The sequence below is a fragment of the Rhizobium sp. A22-96 genome (genome assembly GCF_053521805.1).
In genome coordinates this window covers 1-20592 of record NZ_JBNWDQ010000003.1, presented here as the reverse complement: position 1 = coordinate 20592, position 20592 = coordinate 1, and the positions used below count along the sequence as shown (strand labels likewise).

The following is a 20592-nucleotide window of genomic DNA, read 5'->3' as shown; positions in this document are numbered from 1 at the left end:
CTTAAGAAAGGATGGCGAGACGACAGTCATTCAACGCCCGCGATAACTTGCCGTCTCGCGCGATGTCATTGTAAAATTTACCTATTTTGCGCTTTGCGACCGCTGTGCATATACTTCTGGAACACGGTCTCGATGATATCCGGGCTGACCGGCTTCAAGATGACATCGTCCATGCCGGCGTCTGCGCATTCCTTGTGGTCACGCTCGAAAGCCTGTGTCAGCACCCCGATGATCGGCGTATGCGACCCACTGCCTTTTTCCGCGCCGCGGATCAATCGCGCCGCTTCAAAGCCGTTCAGGCCCGGCAACGAAATGTCCATCAGGATCAGTTCGGGATGGAGCTCCTGCCACAATCCGACGGCTTCATCACCGCTGGCGGCAATCACGTGACTGTATCCCAGGCCTTCCAGAATCTGCGCGAAGACGATCTGATTGATCTCGTTGTCCTCGGCGACCAAAATCTGCACGCCGCGATCGTCACCGACGCCGCGACGCCATTCCTGGACCAGCGGCTCGGTGGTGCCTGTCAGCTCGCCGCGAATATTGCGGTTGAAATGACGGGCGATCACAAATGTCAGCTCGGTGGCAAGCTGGGAGCCATCCAGCGACAGGGCGGGCACATTCTGCCGCTCGGCCAACTCGATGCAACGTCTGCCCAATTGATTGTCGACGATCACCAGATCGATCTTCACGCCATGCGCGCTCGCCACATCCAGAAAAGCGGCTTCCTCGTTTTCGTTATGGACCACGCAGGCCTCGAAGCCATACTTGCCGAGCGTCTTCAGCGCCGCAGTCTCTGCGGCAAAATCCGATGTGACGACCAGAATCTTGCGGCCGCTGAAATTTTCCGGAGCGAAGGTCTCCATCGCGGCCGGGCGGCGCGAAATGGTCTGCAGGGCGACCATCGGCACATAGGCGCGGCGATAGGACCGATCGCTGTTTTCCTTGATCTGGGATGCGAGGGCGAATTCGTCGAAATCGGCCCCTTCCTTGGGCAGATCCTGCATGGTGCCCACCAGAAAATAGCGGCCGGGCTTGCCGATACGCTGCTTGCGCGTGACGATATCGCGTTCGACGCCGTTGCGGGCGATCTGGCGCTGACGCGAGATCGACAACTCTCCGGTCTCGATCACGTGCCGGTCGCTTTCCTCGAAGCGATTGGCAATATCGGTCGAAAAGAGATCAATGCCCTTGCGGCCCCGCAGCTCGTCTGCGGTCGTCTGGTATTTATCGCAGAATGCTCTGTTGACCGCGACGTAGACCATATTCTGGTCCTTGACGAAAAGCGGAAATGGCAGGTTGTCGAGGATATCCTCGGTGAGCTGCACGCGCTCCATGTCGATACGCCACTGCTCTTCGCGCTTCTTCACCTCCGAAATATCGGAAATGACGCAGAAGCCGATACCTGAGGGCAGCCGCCGCTTGATGATGCGAACCCAGCGATCATCGGCGAGATGTTCCGTCATCTCGAAACGCTCGCGCCAGTGCGAGGCAATGCGCTGCGAAATCCAGTCGTCGCGATTGGCGGAGGACTTGCCCTGATTTCCGCGATGCCGCATGCCGGTGTCGAAGACGGCACCCAGAAAATCGCGCAGCCGCGTCAAGGGTTGCAGGAAATCCGGCTTGATTGGAAAGAAATTGAGAAGCTGACGGCTGGCAAACAGTACCAGGTCGTTCTTGTCGTAGGCGAAGAAAGCGCTGGAAAGTCCATCGCAGAGAGCGTCGAAGAACATGGACTGCAGATTGCCGCCGGAAGACGCATCTTCCGTCATCATTGCCAAACCTGCCTTGTCAGTTCCGGCAGTCATTCGTCCGATTCCTACACTCAAACAGTTTCACAGCATGAAAAATCGACAGGGCGGCGTTCGCTCTGCAAGGCAAATTGATGAAAGATCATGCTGGCCTGGGCGCTTGAAGCAGATGGAACCTGGCTCATGGAAGTTGACGGCCACCAACCTGCCATCAAGAGCCCTCAGCGTGCACGAGGCGCGCCACCTGCAGTCATTTCAAGTCCTGTCCCGCAACCTGTCATCATTCCCTTAAACATTGATTAAATTTCTTAACAAAGCCCTCGATGGAAACAGGTGGATGGAGATGGGCGGACAGCCTTTCCTCTTCCCACGCCGCCACGAATCCACGAGAATGACGCCATGGCTATCAAGCAACTCTCCGAAACACTGATCAACCAGATTGCCGCCGGCGAAGTCATCGAGCGTCCGGCGAGCGCTGCCAAGGAATTGATCGAGAATGCGCTCGATGCCGGCGCGACGCGCATCGAAATCGCGACGGCCGGTGGCGGCAAGGCGCTGCTGCGGGTGACCGACAACGGGTCCGGCATGGATGAGGCGGATCTCGAACTCGCAGTCAGGCGCCACTGCACCTCGAAGATTTCCGACGGGCTGGACGACATCCGCACTCTCGGCTTCCGCGGCGAGGCCCTGCCCTCCATCGGCTCCGTGGCAAGGCTGTCGATCGCCAGCCGCAGGACGGGCGCGGCTGGCGGTGCGGAGATCGCGGTTGCTGGCGGCAAGGTGCTGCATCTGCGCCCGGCCGCCGCCAATCCCGGCACGATCGTCGAGGTGCGCGACCTGTTCTTCGCCACGCCCGCGCGCTTGAAATTCATGAAGACGGAGAAGGCTGAGGCAGCGGCGATCACCGAAGTCGTCAAGCGAATGGCGATCGCCTTTCCACATGTGCGCTTCGTGCTATCGGGAAGTGACCGCTCGACGCTCGAATTCCCCGCGACCGGCGATGATAATCTCGCCCGCATGGCGCAGATTCTCGGCAGCGACTTCAAGGATAATGCCATCGCTCTCGACGCGATACGCGAGGAGGTAAGCCTGACGGGTTTTGCAGGAGTGCCGACCTTCAATCGCGGCAACTCGGCGCATCAATATGCCTTCGTCAACGGCAGACCGGTGCAGGACAAGCAGATCCTGTCGGCGATCCGCGGCGCCTACGCCGAAACCATTCCTTCCGGCCGCTATCCCGTCGCCGTGCTGTCCCTCACGCTTGATCCGGCGCTCGTTGACGTCAACGTGCATCCAGCAAAATCCGACGTCCGCTTTCGTGATCCCGGCCTGGTGCGTGGTCTGATCGTCGGCTCTGTCCGCGAGGCACTGGCGCGGGAGGGCGATCGTGCTGCGACAACCGGCGCCGATGGCATGCTGCGCGCCTTCACCGCCGGCCGCTTCGGTTTCCAGTCCGGCTGGCGCCCCTCGCCTGCACCCACGCCATGGACACGCGAAGCATCGCCATCTCGGCCGTTTGAAACGACCGGCGCATCCGCGGGATATGGCTTCAACGAAAGACCGCAAGCAAGTTTCGACGGACTTGCAATGCCCGCCGCTCGCGCCGAAATCACGCCGCCGCCCGAGCCGGTTCGCACCGAAGAACCGTCCCGTTTCCCGCTGGGTGCGGCTCGCGCCCAGTTGCACGAGAACTACATCGTCGCCCAGACCGACAGTGGCCTCGTTATCGTCGATCAGCATGCTGCCCATGAGCGGTTGGTGTTCGAAGCGATGCGCAAGGCCCTGCACTCGAAACGACTGTCCTCGCAGGTCCTGCTCATCCCCGAAATCGTCGATCTGCCGGAAGAGGATTGCGACCGTCTGATGGTCTTTGCGGAAGAGCTTGGCGAACTCGGCCTTGCCGTCGAGCGCTTCGGCCCTGGCGCCATCGCCGTGCGGGAGACGCCTGCCATGCTCGGCGAGGTCGATGCGCAAGGGCTGATCCGGCAATTGGCCGATGAGATTGCCGAGTGGGATACCGCCTCAGGACTTGCCGCCAAACTCGAATATGTCGCCGCGACCATGGCCTGTCATGGTTCGGTACGCTCGGGGCGGCGGTTGCGGCCGGAAGAGATGAATGCGCTGCTGCGCCAGATGGAGGCGACGCCCGGCTCGGGCCAATGCAATCACGGCCGCCCAACCTATATAGAGCTGAAGCTCTCCGACATCGAACGGCTGTTCGGGCGCAGCTGAAGACAGCCGGCTTCGGAAAGGACTGGAAAAATCCCGTCCGTCGCGGTATGGCAAACGGATGACAGAGATCAAGGACGGCATCAGATGAATCTTTTCGAGGGACATGGAAACCGCGAGGCGAAAGTTCGCTATCTCGACGGCGATTTCCAGATCCTGATGCCGGGTTCCCATGTTATCTGCGCCATGACCGGCCAGCGCATCGCGCTCGATGAACTGCGCTACTGGAGCGTCGCCCGGCAGGAGCCCTATGCCGACGTGATGTCCTCACTGGAGGCCGAAAAGCGGGCCGGCGCACTCCCTAATCAGAAACGCTGATTTCTCACACGACCACTTAAGTCCATATCGTGCGGCAGCGGCATTCTAACCAGCCTTGTCGCCACGACCTTCCCGCAAGCGCCGCTCGCGAGCTGCCGCTATAGCTCTATCGATGATCAGGCTCGGTGCATTCGGATCCTCGAAGACCATATCGATCTCGATCACCCTGCAACGTCTCAGCAATTCGTCGGCGCGGCCATGATGGCCGATCAGGCGAACGTAGTCCTTTGATGTCGTGACGATCTCCAGACCTTCGCGGCTTGCGATGTCGAGAATATCTGAAACCTCATCGTCACCCGGGTGCTCGTGATCGCCGAAGGTGCGCGTGACCGCGATATTCGCCCCGAGCGTCTCGACCGTACGGAAGAATTTGGTGGGGTCGGCTATGCCGGCAAAGGCAAGCACCTTGCGGCCGCGCAGATCCTCCTGCCCACGCACCTTGACGGAGGCGGTGAAGAAAGGCTTGCCAGCCCTTGCCGCAAGCCGCACGACGCGATCCGCGGCGACACCCTCGCCGACCTTCAGCAGGCCGGAGGCGTAGAGAAGCTGGGTGCGCAGCGGCGCCCGCACCGGACCGCCGGGAACGAGATGGCCGTTGCCGATGCCCCTGCCGGCATCGATCACCACCAGGGCATAGTCGATGGCAAGATGCGCGCTCTGGAAGCCGTCATCCATGATGATGAGATCGGCGCCCTCGCGTACCAGCCGTTCAGCCCCTTCAGCGCGGCGACGGGCGATGACCGTGAGGGCCTCGCGGGCAAGCAAAAGCGGCTCATCGCCGACGGCGGTGGCGTGATGATGTTCGGGATCGACCACCGTAGTAACATCGAGCGAGCCACCATAACCGCGGCTGAGGAACCCCGGTGTCAGACCCTTGGCCTTTGCAGCCTGGGCAAGAGCGAGCGCGGTTGGCGTCTTGCCGGCCCCGCCGACGGTGAAATTGCCGACGCAGATAACCGGCACCGGCACGGATGCGCGCTTGCCATTCACCATGCGGTGTCCGGCAATGCGGCCATACAGAAATGAGAAAGGTGAGAGCCCCCAGGCACGCCAATCCGGTTTTCGCCACCAGAAAGGTGGTGCTTCCGATACCATGTGTCTAATCCAGCCTCGCGCCTGCGACTTCAGCAAAGCGGAAAGAAAGGGCAGATCGGGCGAAAATGCAAGCCTTTGCCAAGATCACGCCGATTGCGCGACCGGCATGAGCAGGCTCTCGAGTTCGGTGATGTTGTCGAGGCAATAGTCGGATGCGGCGGTCAGCGTCTCGCGCGAGCCCGTTCCCGTCAGCACACCGACCGTCAGGCCAACGCCGGCATTGCGCCCCATGTGCAGATCGTGGTTGTTGTCCCCGACGACGGCGACCTGGGCTGGCGAAAGACCGGTGGCCGCATAGAAACCGAGCACCATGCCAGGCTCCGGCTTGATGCCGAAGCCGCTGTCATAGCCGGCGATATAATCGAGATAGTCGATAAAGCCGAAGCGGTGAGCTGTCTGGCGGATGGAGCGCTCATTGTCGCTTGAGGCGACGCCTAGCTTGTAGCCCCGCTCATGCAGCCGCCGAAAGAAGCCGGCGAGATCGGTAACGGGCGACGAAAAATCGGCTGCATGTGCGAAGAGTGCGTCGAGCTTCTCGATCAGTTCCGACACATCCACTTTCGAGCCGGCCGCCACGAGACCTTCGGAAATCTGCCGGGTGTTGCCGGCGGCAAGCAGACTATCGGGAACGATGTGTCCAGTGATCGGGTCCATGCCGCAGGCGGAAAGCAGGTGATCGGCAAGAATGGGATCGCCTTCAGCGGCAATTCTGGCAAGCTCACGATTGACCGGCAGCCAGCTCGCATCATAGTCGAGCAGCGTGCCGTCCTTATCGAAAAGAATGCCCGCAATCGCTCCCAGCTTGACCGCCGCCATGCCTTCCCTTCCTAACCGTTCGCCATCGTCTTCGGCAGCAGCCGCGCCTTCACGGAAAGCGGATTGATGTAGGGCTCTAGCCCCTTGACCGTTGCTGCCAGTGCGCCACGCATCTCATGCACGGCAACGAAACCGGCATCGATCATGTTGCGACGTGCCGCGTCGTTGGTCAGCAAATAATGCACACCACGCGCCAGCATCTCGGTATCGCGCACCATGCGGGCACTGCCGCGGCGAGCCAACACCTGATAGGCATCACGGAAATTCTGCACATGGCCGCCGGTGAGGATCGCGCAGCCAAGCATGGCCGGCTCCAGCGGATTCTGGCCGCCTTCGTTGAACAGAGATTTGCCCATGAAGGCGACTTCGGTCATACGCAGATAAAGCCCCATCTCGCCGATCGTATCGCCGAGGAAGACATCGACATCGGCGGACAGGATATCGTTACGGGTGCGGCGCGCCACTTTCAGGCCCTGCTCGACGAGCATCGCCTCGATCGCATCGCAGCGTTCCGGATGGCGCGGCACGAGGATGGTGAGCTGGCCATTATGCTCCTTCAGCATCGTGTGGACCGAGGCGGCGGCACCCTCTTCACCTTCGAAGGTCGAGACGGCAGCCCAAGTCTTGCGGTCGCCGATCTGCTTCATGTAGCCGGCAAGCGTCGGAGCGTCGTAGGACGGCGCGTCGGTATCCACCTTGAGGTTGCCCGATTTTATGACCTGCACGGCGCCGAGATCGCGGAAGCGCTCGGCATCGAGATCGGACTGGGCAACGACCAAGGCAAGGTTTTCGAACAGCGCTTCGGCAAGCGACGGATGCTTGCTCCAGCGGGCATAGGAGCGATCCGATATGCGAGCATTGACGAGAATTTGCGGAATGCGGCGGCGGCCCAGCTCGGTGACGGTCGTCGGCCAGATCTCGGATTCGGCGAAAATCGCACAATCGGGCTGCCAATAGTCGAGGAAACGCCGGATCGCGGGCCTCAGATCGAGAGGCACATATTGATGGATGACCTCGTCGCCAAGGCGCTCATGCGCCACCTTGGCCGAGGTGATCGTGCCTGTCGTCAGAATGACGTGAATATCGCGGCGGCGAATTTCGCGGATCAACGGAATGACCGCCGAGGTCTCGCCAACGCTTGCGGCATGGAACCAGATCAACGGTCCCTGCGGACGATTGGCACTGGCATAGCCGGATCGCTCCAGCTTGCGCGCACTATCTTCCTTGCCCTTCGCCGCACGGACCGCGAGATACGGTCCGACGAGCGGATAGACAGCGATCCCACCAAAACGATAGGCGCTCAAGGCAAGACGCGCCCTGAGGCTGCTCATCTCGATCGACTCCTATCCCAGCTGATCATCATCGATGCCAAATCCCGATTATCAAACGGCCGAATAAACGGCCGATTTTTCGTTCTTATTGTGTCAAAGATACTGCTTCATAGCCGGATTAAAAGCGATAACGCCTCTCCGGACAAAAATATCAAATGCAAATTTCGGTATTAGACGGCCTCAAGACGCCGCTTTTTCCTGCGGGTCGAGCAAGCGATGCAGGTGAACGATGAAATAACGCATGTGAGCGTTGTCGACAGTCTGCTGCGCCTTGGACTTCCATGCCGTCAATGCGCTCGCATAATCGGGATACATGCCGACGATATCGAGTTCGTTGAGGTTGCGGAACTGAACTTCTTCGAGGTGTTCCAATTCACCGCCGAAAACTAGGTGCAGGAGCTGCTTTTTGTCGCTTGTATTGGTCATTTTCGTCTCTTTCTGCTGTCGTCCCCCTCGGCTCTTCATCTGCGGGATTTTGACCGAAAGGTCAACCGTCTCGTCGGTGTGAAAGCTGGCGGAGAAATTCGGGAAGCTGCGAGGCCGGCGCGCCGCATAGTTCTTCATGCGATACCTCGGCGCGATTGTAGCGCAATGCATTGCCCGAGAGATCGACAAGCGCGCCGCCTGCCCGCTCCAGAATGAGATCGGCGGCGGCCAGATCCCAGTCATGCGAATTTCGCTTGACGATCGTCCCTTCCAGACGGCCATCGGCCACCATCGCAAGGCGATAGGCCAGCGAGGGAATGTGCTTCACCCTTTCGACCGTCTTGCGGAAGTCCGGGTCAAAGCCCTTGAGCATGTCTTCACCGGTCGCCAGCCGATGAGGATCGTCGCCAACCCTGTTCGAAACATGGATCGGCTCGCCGTTCTTCAAAGCCTTACCGCCGGCACTCGCCACGAACAACTCGTCCAGGGAAGGCGCGTAGAGAACTCCTGCGACCGGACGTCCATCGGTGACGACGGCAACGCTCACGCACCACAGGTCCGATCCGGCGAGGAAACCCCTGGTGCCGTCGATCGGGTCGACGACGAAGACGGTTGGGTGCGACAGCCGGTCGGCGTCGTCATCGGTCTCCTCGGAAAGCCAGCCATAGTCGGGCCTTGCGGAGCGCAGGATGGCGGAAAGGCTTTCATTGGCGGCATAATCGGCCGCGCTGACGGGAGATTGGCCGTTGTTCTTCCACCAGACCTCCGGCGATTGCCGGAAGAAGCCGAGAGCGATCCTGCCAGCCTCTCGCGCGGCCTCGACAATGAGGTCCACATCGCTCGGCTGGCCAGCCTTCTGGCTATCGATCATTCACAAATTCCAATCTTCGCTTGCGCCTCAACGTCCGGCCAGCGTCATGCCCTCGATGGCAATCGTCGGAGCGGCGACGCCGAAATCGCGGTCGATATCGTTGGCCGGCGTCACGCGCATGAACATGTCCTTGAGGTTGGAGGCAATCGTCACCTCCGACACCGCGAAGGTCAACTCGCCATTTTCGATCCAGAAGCCGGTGGCGCCGCGGCTGTATTCGCCGGTGATCATGTTGACGCCCTGGCCGATGAGTTCAGTCACGTAGAAGCCAGTGCCAACGCTGCGGATCAGCTCTTCGGCCGAAATATCACCCGGCTCCAGCGCCAGGTTGGTCGAGGATGGCGATACGGCCGTGCCGCCGCGCACGCCGCGACCGTTGGTCTTGAGACCGCCGCCGATTTCGCGGGCTGCGGAGGTCGAGAGGAACCATGAATTCAGCACGCCGTCCTCGATCATCACGAGCCGCTTGCCGGAAACGCCTTCGCCGTCAAAGGGCCGCGAGGCAGGGCCGCGCACGATCAGCGGATCGTCGGTGATCGAAAGCCCGGCCTTCAGTACCTGCTGTCCCATCTTGTCGCGCAGGAAACTGGTCTTGCGGGCGACGGAGGCACCATTGATCGCGCCGGCGATATGACCGACGAAACCGCGCGATACGCGCGGATCGAAGACGACGGTGACGTTCTTGTCCGTCGGAACCTGGCGGGGATTGATGCGCTTGACGACCCGCTCGCCGGCTCGACGGCCGATCTCTTCGGCCGTGTCCAGCTCGTTGAAATAGAGGCGGCTGTCGAAATCATAGTCGCGCTCCATGCCCGTGCCTTCGCCGGCGATGACGCTGACCGAACGTCCGAAGCGCGAGCCCATATAGTGGCCGGCAAAGCCATGCGAGGTGACCAGAACCAGGCCACCCATGCCGGCGGAGGCGGAGGCGCCCACGGAATTACTGACGCCTGGAACGGCGAGTGCCGCAGCTTCGGTCGCAAGTGCTGCTTCCCGCAGCTCGGTGGAGGATACCTCAGTCGGATCGAAGAGCTCTAGATCGGGATAGGTCTTGGCGATATCCATCTCGTCTGCCAGGCAGGCGAATGGATCTTCGGGCGACACCTTGGCCATAGCCACAGCGCGCTCGGCAAGTGCCTGCAGATCAAAACCGGGATTGGCGGAAACGCTGGCGACACGGTTGCCGACGAAAACCCTCAGCGAAAAGTCATCGCTCTCGGAGGATTCGGTGCCCTCGACCTTGCCGAGGCGAACGCCGACGGACTGGGCCCGTGAACGCACGACGACGGCATCGGCGGCATCCGCACCGGCTTTCCGGGCGAGGTCGATCAACTGGCTTGCACGGGAAAGCAGAGTGGCGGAATCGATTTCAGAGGTCATGATTTGGCCTTTCCTTCGCGTTCCATTTATTGTGCACTACATAAAGCATCAAGGGCGGCCACGCCGATTCTTGTTCTAATCCCTTCACGCATGGTTGTTTATGATGACCACGCGTCGCAAGACCGCCTGCCCCATGGAAAGAAACAGACGATGTCCGCCCCCAATAGTCTCTTCACCGAAACACTGATGCTGCTCGGAGGCACCGTCGTTACGGCGCCGATCTTCAAGAAATTGGGGTTGGGCACAGTGCTCGGCTATCTGGCAGCTGGGGTGGTGATCGGCCCGGTCCTGCATGGTATCGGCGATAGCGAGGCCGTGCTTGCGGTGGCGGAACTGGGCGTCGTCTTCCTGCTGTTCATCATCGGCCTCGAGCTTAAGCCATCGCGGCTTTGGCAGATGCGGCGCGATATTTTCGGCCTCGGCTCCGCGCAGGTGATCTTCAGCGGACTGGCGCTGATGCTTGCCGCCTATCTCGCCAATATTGCCGGCTGGAAGGGCAGCATCATTATCGGCTTCGGCCTGGCGCTCTCCTCGACGGCCTTTGCAATGCAGATCCTCGAGCAGCAGGGCGACGTCAATACCAAGTATGGCCAGCGCTCCTTCTCCATGCTGCTGCTGCAGGATCTCGCGATCGTGCCGCTGCTGGCGCTGGTCACCGTGCTCGACGGGCCCAAGGAGGCCACCAACCCCCTGCCCGGTCTTGCCATTGCCGTTGGCGCAGTGGCGGCGATGATCATTGCCGGCCGCTACCTGCTGACGCCGCTTTTCCAGGTGATCGCCCGCACCGGCGCGCGCGAGGCGATGATCGCCGCAGCCCTCTTCGTGGTCATGGGGTCGGCGACCCTGATGCAGCTTGCCGGCCTCTCCATGGCGATGGGCGCATTCCTTTCCGGCGTGATGCTGGCGGAATCCTCCTACCGCCATGAGCTGGAAGCCGATATCGAACCGTTCCGCGGCGTGCTGCTCGCCATTTTCTTCATCGCCGTCGGTCTGTCGCTGAAACTCGACGTGATCCTCGACAATTGGGTGCTGATCCTGCTTGCCGTCCCGGTCGTCATGATCATCAAGGCAATCGTCATCTACACGCTCTGCCGCGTGACGGGCTCACCCCATAACGACGCCGTCCGCATCGCAGGCCTGCTGCCGCAAGGTGGTGAATTCGGCTTCGTGCTGTTCAGCGCGGCCAGCGCCAGCGGCGGCCTGTTCTCGGCCAACACGGCCTCGATGCTCATCGCCATCGTCACGCTCACGATGGCGCTGACGCCACTGACGTCAGCGCTTTCGAAGAGGCTGATGAAAGGGGATACGCATGAGGAGCTGGATGAGGATTTCGAAGGCGCCGGCTCCGAAGTGTTGATGATCGGCTTTTCGCGTTTCGGTCAGATCGCCGCGCAGATCCTGCTTGCCAGCGGCCGGGATGTCACCGTCATCGACTTCTCCGCCGATCGTATCCGGCAGGCATCGAGCTTCGGCTTCCGCATCTATTTTGGTGACGGGACCCGCAAGGACGTGCTGCGCTCTGCCGGCATCGACCGCGCCAAGATCGTCGTCGTCAGCACGCATCAGCGCGAGGTGACCGACAGGATCGTCGAACTCGTGCAGACGGACTATCCGCATGCGCGCATCTTCGTGCGCTCCTATGACCGCGTTCATTCGATCGACCTGCGTCGCAAGGGCGTCGATTACGAGCTGCGAGAAACGGTGGAATCCGGTCTTCTCTTCGGCCGCCGCACGCTGGAAGCACTCGGGGTCAGCGAAGCCGAAGCCTATGAGATCGGCGAGGATATCCGCAAGCGCGACGAGCAGCGGCTGGTGCTGCAGGTAAGCGAAGGGCTACAGGCCGGCCGCGACATGCTCTACTCACGGCCAGTCAAGCCGGAGCCGCTGGTCAAGCCCAAGCGTCCGGCCGAAACATACAGCGACGCCGACGATCTCGTCGCCCTGCCGCAAGAGGAGCCGGAGCGGGCATAAGGCAGCTCACTGGTGCCATCGCAGACGGAAAGCGCCGTTCATTTTGCGGAGTAGCTTTAAGCATTTCCAGTAAAAGTGCGCAGCGGTTTTCCGTCCGGAAATGCGTAAAAACAAAGAGATAGAGCGCTTTCGCGATTCGAAGAGAAGCGAAAATGCTCTAGTTCTTCGCCGTCATCACCCGGTCGAGGGCGAATTTCAGCTCGTCCTTGACGCCTGCCGACATTGCGAGAATGTCGCGCGCCTTGAGGAAATCGAGCACGCCGGTGCGGCCTACGGTCGGGCGAAGGAAGATCTGCGGCGCCTGCAGGCGCAATTTCAGGGCGATGTTCGACTGCATGGTCAGCTGACCGGCACCAAACAGGCTTTCGATGCGGTTGGGAATCTGCCGGCCATTGCCCTCCGGGCCGCCGACCACGTCGATGCCGATGATGATGTCGGCAAGACCGGCCAGATGCTCATAGGGAACCGGGTTCATGATGCCGCCATCGATCATCACCCGTTCGCCGAGCTTGACCGGCATGAAAACGGCGGGGATGGCGGCGGATGCGGCAAGAACCGGAAAGAGCTCACCCTTTTCGATGACCACCTCGACCTGGTCGTAATAATCCGTCGTCACCACCTTAAACGGTATATGCAGCTCTGAAAAATCTTCGGGGAAGGTGGTCGGCAGGAAAGTGCGCAAGATGCGTTCGAGATTGAACTGGCCGAAGCGGATGCTGCGCATGTTGACCGGCCGCAAGCTCCAGATCTTGTTGAGCACGGCCGGACGGTTGCCGACGGTTGCGAGCGTATGATCGCGGATCTCAGCGCCGCTCATGCCGGCGGCCATGGCGGCGCCCATGATGGAGCCGATGGAAGCGCCGGCGATGGCAACCGGCCGAATGCCGAGTTCGTCGAGCGCTTCGATGATATGGATATGGGCGAGACCGCGCGCGCCGCCGCAGCCGAAGGCAACCGCGACGCTCGGCGTGCTGGAGACAGCAAGCGGATAATCACTGCCGACGAAATCAGCGTAGTCGCCCATTTCCTTCTCCCTCTGCCGTCAAGCCGCCTGCGGCTGATAACGGAAGAAATGCATTTTGCTGTCGCCGAAGGTCCGCTCCTCCAGAAACAGGAAATCCGACGCTACGGCAACCGTGACATCCGCCCGCTCTTCGAGGATGGCCAAAGCGCCGGGCACCAGCCAGCCGCCGGCAGCCGCCGCGGCAAAGGCCTTCTCGCCGAGCCCCTTGCCATAGGGTGGGTCGGCAAAGAGAAAATTGAAGGGATCGAGGTTGCCGACGCTGCCGAGGTCCGTCGCGTCACGCCTCAGCATGCGCGTGCGGCCATGCAGGCCGAGCGCATCGATGTTTTCCCAAAGCAGGCCACGACCTTCGACGCTGCTTTCAACGAACAACACATGGCGGCAGCCGCGTGATGCTGCCTCCAGGCCGACGGCACCGGTGCCGGCGAACACATCCATCATCCGCGTGCCGTCCATGGCTTCGGGATAGGCATGGCTCAATATGTTGAACAGGCTCTCGCGCGTGCGATCCGCCGTCGGACGAATATCGTTCGACTTCGGTGTTGCAAGCGAGCGACCGCGAAACTCACCGCCGACGATCCTCACCGCGCGTCAGCCCTTTCCGCCCCGGGAGCCGCCCCTGCCGGGACCACCGCGACCGGAACCACCGCGCGGCGGACCTCCGGACGGACGACCTGCGCCGCCCGGCTTGCCTGAGAACCCGCGCGAACCGCCGGGCTTGCCACCCGGCTTGCCGCCAAACGACTTACCGCCGCCCGGCTTCTTGCCGAAGGGCTTGCCGCCGGGCCGATCACCCGCCGGACGGTCACCCTGCGGGCGATCACCAAAGGCACGGTCGCCACGCGGCGGTCGATCTCCGAAGGGACGATCACCACGCGGGCGCTCGGAGCGCTGCTCGCCATCGAAAGCTCTGGCACGAGGACGCTCATCACCCTCGGCGCGCGGCCGACGTTCGCCATAGGGACGATCGCCACGGGGCTTGTCGCCATAGGGCCGATCACCGCGAGGCTTGTCGCCGAAAGGCCGGTCGCCGCGGGGCGGACGATCACCAAACGGGCGTTCGCCGCGAGGACGTTCGGAACGGGCTTCACCATCGAAAGACTTCGCGCGAGGACGGTCACCGCCCTCTGGCCGCGAGCCACGCGGCTTGTCACCATAGGGGCGATCACCACGAGGCTTATCGCCAAAAGAGCGGTCGCCGCGCGGGGGGCGATCGCCGAAAGGCCGGTCGCCACGGGGACGGTCGGAGCGCTTGCGATCCGAACCCTGGTCATCGCCACGCCCAGTGCGGGGTGCTTCCTCGCTCGAGCGGATCCATTCGCCATCCGCCTCGGCGACACGGTTGACACGAACGCGCGGGCCTTCGTCAGGGCGGTCAAAGCCGCTGCGCTGCGGGCGCTCTGGTTCACCGCGCCTGATAGCTGTTTTTGTATTCTTGGCCGCCTTCAGCGTTGCCTTTTCGCCAAGAGGACGGGCGCCGGGCGCCATCCAGACATTGGCGTTGCGACGCGCGCCAAGCGGCGGGCGCTTCGGACGATCGTCTTCCTTGTGCCCACTGTCGCGACGGCCTTCGTCACGACGGTCGTCACGCTTGGTGTCGAGACGGCTCAAGGCGCGTTCGCGCTTGTCCTCGGGACGCTCACGGTCACGCTTCGGGCGCACCTCTTTCGTGGCGCGCTGCGGCTTGGCATCCACTTCATCCTCGGCTGCAACCGCGGAGGTGTTGTAGAGTGGCGCATCGAAATTCGCCTTGGCATCGTCGACCAGACGCGGGCCGAGCTGATCGCGCAGCGTACGTCCACGCACCTCCACCACCCGGCCTTCCGGCAGGTCGCCGAGCTGGAACGGGCCGTAGGAAATGCGGATCAGGCGGTTAACGTCGAGGCCAAGCGCACCCATGACGTTCTTGATTTCGCGGTTCTTGCCTTCGCGCAGACCCATGGTGATCCAGACGTTGGAGCCCTGCGTGCGGTCGAGCGTTGCCTCGATCGAGCCATAGAGCACGCCGTCGACGGCGATACCTTCCTTCAGCTTGTCGAGCGCATCCTGATCGATCTCGCCATGGGCGCGGACGCGGTAGCGGCGCAGCCAGCCCGTTGTCGGCAGCTCCAGAACACGTGCAAGGCCGCCATCATTGGTCAGCAGCAGCAAGCCTTCGGTATTGATGTCGAGGCGGCCGATCGACATGACGCGCGGCAGCTCTTCCGGCAGGTTGTCGAAGACGGTCGGACGTCCCTCCGGATCGGCATTGGTGGTCACCAGACCGGCGGGCTTATGGTAGAGCCAAAGGCGCGTGCGCTCGATGCCGCGGATCGGAACGCCATCGACCTCGATCTTGTCGGTGAGGGTCACGTTGACCACAGGGGTATCCAGCAGCACGCCATTCAGCGTGACGCGGCCATCCATGATCATGCGCTCGATATCGCGGCGCGAGGCAACGCCGGCGCGCGCCATGACCTTGGAAATGCGTTCGGCCTTTCCGTCTCCGGCTGCGGCTTCACCTGCCGTGCTCGCGGCTGCGGCCTTTGGCGGTTTTGTGCCGCTATCGCGCTTTACGGTCTTCTTGTCGCCAGCAAAGGGTTTCGGCCCAGGCCGCTTGGGCTTGTCATTCATTGTCATTTGTTGTTTGCCTGAATTTTTAAGGCGTGTTCCTATCAGGTCACGCCCTTGCAGTTAAGTGGAAAAACTTGAATGGCGGCTACTAATCATTTCATGGAGCTTGCACTGGCCGAAGCGCGCAGCGCCGGTGAACGTGGCGAAGTGCCGATCGGCGCTGTCCTCGTGCTCGACAACAAGGTCGTCGCCAAGGCCGGCAACCGTACTCGCGAACTCAACGACGTCACCGCGCATGCCGAAATCGTCGCCATCCGCCTGGCCTGCGATGAACTGGGGCAGGAGCGTCTTGCAGGCGCCGATCTCTACGTCACGCTGGAGCCCTGCACCATGTGTGCCGCAGCCATTTCGTTTGCGCGCATTCGCCGCCTCTATTACGGCGCCGAGGATCCGAAGGGTGGCGGCGTCGACAATGGCGTGCGCTTCTATCATCAGCCGACCTGCCATCACGCGCCGGAGGTCTATTCAGGCATCGGGGAAACTGTGTCTGCCGGTATCCTCAGACATTTCTTTCAACCGAAACGCTCTGAAGACTGAAAAATGTCACAGCTCCGCGCGGCGCTGTGACATTTTAAATTAGTCAGGAAGTCCGCCGTCTGGCGAACTGCTTATTGGAAGGGCTTCCACCAGCTGCTGTTGCTGGACTGCTGCGCGGCTTCCGCATCCTTCTTGCGCTGCTTTTCCTTCTTCGATTCGGGCGTACCGAGATCGTTGAGGGCAGCCTGGTCGGCGACCTGGCGATACTGCTGCGGCGGGTCGATCAGGTAGCGGCGTTGGTCGATATAGGTGCCGGACTGGTCCTGGCGCGCGGCGCGATAGGCGGCCGTCTGCTGGGCTTCCGTCATGCGGTTTCTGGTGCTGTCGGCCTGAGCCAGCGGCGAACGATAGTTGACGTCGTTCTTCTTCTCGTCGGCTTCCGTGGCGAGGCGCTTGCGGGCATCTTCAGGCGATTCCAGCCAGGCCGGATTGTCCTTGCTTGCCAGCGACTGCTGCGGCTGGGTCAAGTTATCCTTGTCACCGGCGACAACAAGGCCGGGACGGTTCGGATACTTCACGCCCTTTTCCTTCGGCGTTGCGGCCGAAACGGAAGCGATATCGCCAAGGTCGTCCAGGAGCTGTACGCCGGCCGTCTTGTCGGTGCCGTAGGTCGGGCTGCTGAGGCAGCCAGACATCACGCCGCAACCAATCACAAGTGCCGTCAAGCTGACGCCGACACGAACGCTATGCATCGCTCTCATGAAAACCCTTCCCAGCCATGCCGGAACAAACTTAATAGGACCCCGTTTTACCGCAACTGCCGTAAAATTCAGGCCAATTTCAGGCAGCTTTTACCGGATGAACGCCGCAAAGGCAATTCACCCGGCAATTTTCTTCAGTTGATAGCGCTGAGTTCGCGCAGCGCCGCGGCGTCACGTGCCGAGACATCAGGATATTCCGGATCTGAGCCGACATCCGTGGTGATGCGCCAGGAACGGGCGCACTTGCTGCCCTCGGCAAGCTTCGGCACAACACTGACCTTGGCGGCGTCATCGAGGCGGAATGCATCCGCCGGGCCTTCACCACCCTCGATGGTGATCCCTGAGGTGATGCAGATTTCGGAGAAATCCTGTCCTTCAAGCACCTTGAGCAGTTCCGGATCGGCGACGTAAACGACCGGGGCAGCCTCCAGCGAGGAACCGATGCGCTTTTCCTTGCGCTCGATTTCCAGCGCGCCGGTGACGACGCTGCGCACGGCGCGGATCTTCTTCCACTTCTCGGCCAGTGCCTCGTTCTTCCATTCGGCAGAGACGTCGGCGAACTGTTCGAGGTGAACGGAGACCGCAGACGGGTTGCGCGACAGCCATGCCTCTTCCGTCGTGAATGGCAGCATCGGGGCCAACCAGGTCACCATGCAATCGAAGATCGTGCGGATGACGGTAAGCGAAGCGCGGCGACGCAGGCTCGACGGGGCATCGCAGTACAGCGCATCCTTGCGGACATCGAAATAGAAGGCCGAAAGCTCGACATTGGCGAAATCGATAAGCGCGCGGGCAATGCGCTTGAAGTCGAAGGCGTCGTAGCTTTCGCGCACCAGCTCGTCGAGTTCGGCGAGACGATGCAGCATCAGCTGCTCCAGCTCCGGCATGTCGGCATAGGCGATCACTTCGCCCTTGTCGTGCGCCAGCGTGCCGAGCATCCAGCGGATGGTGTTGCGCAGCTTGCGATAGGCGTCGACGTTGGTCTGGATGATGGCTTTGCCGAGACGCTGGTCTTCCCAATAGTCCGTGGTCATGACCCAGAGCCGCAGGATATCGGCGCCGGCATCCTTCATCACGTCCTGCGGAGCGACGACGTTGCCGAGCGACTTCGACTGCTTGCGGCCCTGCTCGTCCATGGTGAAGCCATGCGTGACCACTGTGTTATAGGGCGCGCGACCACGGGTCGCGGCACTTTCGAGCAGCGACGAATGGAACCAACCGCGGTGTTGGTCGGAGCCTTCAAGATAGACGTCGGCCGGCCACTTCAGGTCCGGACGATCCTCCAGGGTGAAGGTGTGGGTCGAGCCCGAGTCGAACCAGACGTCGAGAATGTCCATGACCTGCGTCCAGGGCTCGTTGGCCTTTTCGCCGAGGAAGCGCTCGCGAGCACCTTCGGCAAACCAGGCATCGGCCCCTTCCTTTTCGAAGGCTTCGAGGATGCGGGCATTGACGTCGTCGTCCTGCAGGATCTTGCCCTGCTCGTCGACGAAGATCGCGATCGGCACGCCCCAGGCGCGCTGGCGCGAAAGGACCCAATCCGGGCGCTGTTCGATCATGGCGCGCAGACGGTTCTGGCCGGCGGCCGGCACGAAGCGCGTATCGTCGATCGCCTTCAGGGCGCGAGACCGCAGCGTCGAACCATCCGCAAAGTCCTTGTCCATGTAGACGAACCATTGCGGCGTGTTGCGGAAGATCACCGGCTTCTTCGAGCGCCAGGAATGCGGATAGGAGTGCTTGAGACGTCCGCGGGCGAAGAGCGTGTTCGTCTCGATCAACGCCTTGATGACGAGATCGTTGGCGTTGCCCTTCTTGCCGTTGTCATCCATGACGCGGCCGCCTTCGAATCCGGGGGCGTCGACGGTATAGAAGCCGGCATCATCGACCGGGAACGGGATAGCGGAGGAAATGCCGCGCTTCTCGAGGTCGCGGGCGTGCGACGTCCAGGCGTCAAAGTCCTCGCGGCCGTGGCTGGGAGCCGTGTGGACGAAGCCAGTACCGGCATCGTCAGTCACGTGCTCGCCGTCGAGCAGCGGCACCTTGAAGCCGTAGCCGAGCGCGGCCAGCGGATGCGCGCAGATGAGCGCCGCCAGATCATTCGCGGTGACATCGCTGAGGCGCTTATACTGCAGCTTCGCCTTGGCAAAGGATTCTTCCGCCAGCTTGTCGGCAAAGATCAGCTTTTCGCCGGGGCGCGGGCCGAAATCATTGGCGGCTTCAGTCACTTCGTAGAGGCCGTAGGAAACACGCGATGAATAAGCGATCGCGCGGTTGCCGGGGATCGTCCAGGGCGTCGTCGTCCAAATGACGACGAAAGTCCCGGCAAGCTCGGCCGGACCTTCGGCGACCGGGAACTTCACCCAGATCATGTCGCTCTCGACATCGGCATATTCGACTTCGGCTTCAGCCAGCGCCGTGCGCTCGACCACCGACCACATGACCGGCTTGGAACCACGATAAAGCTGACCGGTGCGCGCGATCTTCAGAAGCTCGCCGGCGATGCGGGATTCCGCATGGAAATTCATGGTGAGATAAGGGTTGTCGAAATCACCTGTTATGCCGAGGCGCTTGAACTCCTCGGACTGGATCTTGATCCAGCCGGCGGCGAAGTCGCGGCATTCCTGGCGAAACTCGTTCACCGGAACCTCGTCCTTGTTCTTGCCCTTCTCGCGGTATTTTTCCTCGATCTTCCACTCGATCGGCAGGCCGTGGCAGTCCCAGCCTGGAACATAGTTGCTGTCATAGCCGCGCATCTGGAACGAGCGGGTGATGACGTCCTTCAGGATCTTGTTCAGCGCGTGACCGATATGGATGTGGCCGTTGGCGTAGGGCGGGCCATCATGCAGCACGAACTTCTCACGGCCGGCGGCGGAGGCGCGCAGCTTCTTGTAGAGATCCATCTCGTTCCAGCGGTTGACGAGCTCCGGCTCCTTCTGCGGCAGCCCGGCGCGCATCGGAAAATCGGTTTCCGGCAGGTAGAGGGTCTTGGAATAGTCCATCTTTTCAGGGGTATCGGTCATAGTAGTGACAATTGCCTCGGTGTCTCGGGCGTCTTGCGCCTGGAGGGCGCAGCCATATGGGGATGTTTCGGCGGCGGAAAGCGCCTCGGGAACGGGCGCCAAAAACCCGGACCTTCCGGCAGCTTAAAGCGCGCGGAAGGCCGGGCCAATAATTCGTATCGATAGGCTCAGCCGAAATTGGGTCATAGTCGCCGGTTCATAGGCGTTTTTTCCAAGGAAAGGAAGAGGAAACAACGCCGCCGACACATAGAAAGGCCGCGGACGTTTCCGCCCGCGGCCGATGGAGTGTCGCCCGGATCAGGCGTTTGCCGTCGCCCTTGCCGGTATGACGGCATTGAGGACCACTGACACTATGATGTTGGCGGCGAGCGCCAGGAGGCCGGTATAGACGGTGAAGCTGGTGTCGCCGAGGCTGATCGCATGCAACGGCTTCCAGCCGGCATCCCAGACGAGATAGGTGCCGCCGAAGAAGCCGACGACCCAGCCGGCCAGCAGTGCCGGTGCCCGGAACC

General features: G+C 61.6%; 16 protein-coding genes and 1 pseudogene. 4 read left to right on the top strand and 13 right to left on the bottom strand.

Features of this window, described 5'->3' with window-relative positions:
• Window positions 1-77: 77 nt before the first annotated feature.
• Window positions 78-1808: a response regulator gene (locus ACQZ6F_RS12815; protein ID WP_449095880.1), complete on the bottom strand. Its 1731-nt coding sequence runs from the start codon at window positions 1806-1808 to the stop codon at window positions 78-80.
• 342 nt (window positions 1809-2150) lie between these two features.
• Here ACQZ6F_RS12815 and mutL point away from each other — a divergent pair, with 342 nt between their 5' ends.
• Together mutL and ACQZ6F_RS12805 are read left to right on the top strand one after the other, a co-directional pair.
• On the top strand, window positions 2151-3983 hold the full coding sequence (gene mutL, locus ACQZ6F_RS12810; RefSeq protein WP_449095881.1) for a DNA mismatch repair endonuclease MutL: 1833 nt from the start codon (window positions 2151-2153) through the stop codon (window positions 3981-3983).
• A gap of 84 nt (window positions 3984-4067) precedes the next feature.
• Window positions 4068-4298, top strand: a complete 231-nt coding sequence (locus tag ACQZ6F_RS12805; RefSeq protein WP_068384678.1) for a DUF2093 domain-containing protein — start codon at window positions 4068-4070, stop codon at window positions 4296-4298.
• Window positions 4299-4343: 45 nt separating this feature from the next.
• Here the strand turns inward: ACQZ6F_RS12805 and lpxK are convergent, their stop codons facing one another.
• The 6 genes from lpxK to ACQZ6F_RS12775 all read right to left on the bottom strand — a co-directional run bounded on the left by lpxK (window position 4344) and on the right by ACQZ6F_RS12775 (window position 10217).
• Window positions 4344-5393: a tetraacyldisaccharide 4'-kinase gene (lpxK, locus tag ACQZ6F_RS12800; protein WP_449095882.1), complete on the bottom strand. Its 1050-nt coding sequence runs from the start codon at window positions 5391-5393 to the stop codon at window positions 4344-4346.
• An 84-nt stretch (window positions 5394-5477) separates the two neighbouring features.
• Window positions 5478-6209 (bottom strand): HAD family hydrolase, encoded by a 732-nt coding sequence (locus tag ACQZ6F_RS12795; RefSeq protein ID WP_449095883.1) that lies wholly within the window; start codon window positions 6207-6209, stop codon window positions 5478-5480.
• 11 nt (window positions 6210-6220) lie between these two features.
• Window positions 6221-7540: a lipid IV(A) 3-deoxy-D-manno-octulosonic acid transferase gene (gene waaA, locus ACQZ6F_RS12790; RefSeq protein WP_449095884.1), complete on the bottom strand. Its 1320-nt coding sequence runs from the start codon at window positions 7538-7540 to the stop codon at window positions 6221-6223.
• A 180-nt stretch (window positions 7541-7720) separates the two neighbouring features.
• Window positions 7721-7966: a DUF4170 domain-containing protein gene (locus ACQZ6F_RS12785; RefSeq protein ID WP_077471411.1), complete on the bottom strand. Its 246-nt coding sequence runs from the start codon at window positions 7964-7966 to the stop codon at window positions 7721-7723.
• 61 nt (window positions 7967-8027) lie between these two features.
• Entirely contained in the window at window positions 8028-8837 is an 810-nt protein-coding gene (locus tag ACQZ6F_RS12780) for a 3'(2'),5'-bisphosphate nucleotidase CysQ (RefSeq protein WP_449095885.1), read from the bottom strand.
• Between the two features lie 27 nt (window positions 8838-8864).
• Window positions 8865-10217, bottom strand: coding sequence for a TldD/PmbA family protein (locus ACQZ6F_RS12775; RefSeq protein ID WP_077471409.1), 1353 nt, complete (start codon window positions 10215-10217; stop codon window positions 8865-8867).
• Between the two features lie 150 nt (window positions 10218-10367).
• Here ACQZ6F_RS12775 and ACQZ6F_RS12770 point away from each other — a divergent pair, with 150 nt between their 5' ends.
• Window positions 10368-12188, top strand: a complete 1821-nt coding sequence (locus ACQZ6F_RS12770; protein ID WP_449095886.1) for a monovalent cation:proton antiporter-2 (CPA2) family protein — start codon at window positions 10368-10370, stop codon at window positions 12186-12188.
• 157 nt (window positions 12189-12345) lie between these two features.
• Here the strand turns inward: ACQZ6F_RS12770 and ACQZ6F_RS12765 are convergent, their stop codons facing one another.
• The 3 genes from ACQZ6F_RS12765 to ACQZ6F_RS12755 are packed head-to-tail and all read right to left on the bottom strand — an operon-like array spanning window position 12346 to window position 15831.
• Window positions 12346-13212: a patatin-like phospholipase family protein gene (locus tag ACQZ6F_RS12765; protein WP_068384660.1), complete on the bottom strand. Its 867-nt coding sequence runs from the start codon at window positions 13210-13212 to the stop codon at window positions 12346-12348.
• A gap of 18 nt (window positions 13213-13230) precedes the next feature.
• The gene (gene rsmD, locus ACQZ6F_RS12760) at window positions 13231-13797 is read right to left on the bottom strand and encodes a 16S rRNA (guanine(966)-N(2))-methyltransferase RsmD (RefSeq protein WP_077471408.1); all 567 of its coding nucleotides are present in this window, start codon (window positions 13795-13797) and stop codon (window positions 13231-13233) included.
• A gap of 6 nt (window positions 13798-13803) precedes the next feature.
• Complete coding sequence (locus tag ACQZ6F_RS12755) at window positions 13804-15831, bottom strand: pseudouridine synthase (RefSeq protein ID WP_449095887.1); 2028 nt, start codon at window positions 15829-15831, stop codon at window positions 13804-13806.
• Window positions 15832-15903: 72 nt separating this feature from the next.
• On the opposite strand from ACQZ6F_RS12755, the gene ACQZ6F_RS12750 reads away from it, so the two are divergent.
• Window positions 15904-16362: a nucleoside deaminase gene (locus ACQZ6F_RS12750; RefSeq protein ID WP_449095888.1), complete on the top strand. Its 459-nt coding sequence runs from the start codon at window positions 15904-15906 to the stop codon at window positions 16360-16362.
• 71 nt (window positions 16363-16433) lie between these two features.
• Here ACQZ6F_RS12750 and ACQZ6F_RS12745 read toward each other — a convergent pair whose 3' ends face one another.
• From ACQZ6F_RS12745 to ACQZ6F_RS12735, 3 genes and pseudogenes are all read right to left on the bottom strand, one after another.
• Window positions 16434-17063, bottom strand: coding sequence for a hypothetical protein (locus ACQZ6F_RS12745; protein ID WP_077471406.1), 630 nt, complete (start codon window positions 17061-17063; stop codon window positions 16434-16436).
• A gap of 134 nt (window positions 17064-17197) precedes the next feature.
• The gene (gene ileS / locus ACQZ6F_RS12740) at window positions 17198-20080 is read right to left on the bottom strand and encodes an isoleucine--tRNA ligase (RefSeq protein ID WP_449095889.1); all 2883 of its coding nucleotides are present in this window, start codon (window positions 20078-20080) and stop codon (window positions 17198-17200) included.
• 297 nt (window positions 20081-20377) lie between these two features.
• Window positions 20378-20592, bottom strand: a pseudogene (locus tag ACQZ6F_RS12735) (sodium:solute symporter); the annotation flags it as partial.